Genomic DNA, 270 nt, shown 5'->3' on the forward strand with positions numbered 1-270 from the left:
GCCTTTTCCCATTGCGTTCCATGTGGGGTGTGGTTGTTTGTCAAATTCTAACCACTCTAAAACAATAAACGAGAACTCTATATTTGCACCTGTTGTAATGCAATCAGGCACTATAAACACCCCGTTTTCTGTGAGCAGCTTTAAACCAAGCGATTCGCTTTCTAGGCGCTCAAGCTCATTTTTTAACGCTACTTTTACTAAATAGTTGTGCGTACCATTGGTTATATGAAAAAGTTTGTCTGTGTTGGTGCTCTGAAGTTGCTGTTTATG

At 40.0% G+C, this 270-nt stretch carries 1 protein-coding gene; it reads right to left on the minus strand.

Going from position 1 to position 270, the window contains the following annotated elements; all coding sequences use genetic code 11:
• Positions 1 to 270, minus strand: a 270-nt coding sequence (locus tag AAEY75_RS15290) for a fructosamine kinase family protein (RefSeq protein ID WP_352260060.1), incomplete at both ends; no start/stop codon positions are given.

The organism is Psychrobacter sp. TB55-MNA-CIBAN-0194 (genome assembly GCF_040309505.1).
Lineage (GTDB): Bacteria > Pseudomonadota > Gammaproteobacteria > Pseudomonadales > Moraxellaceae > Psychrobacter > Psychrobacter fozii.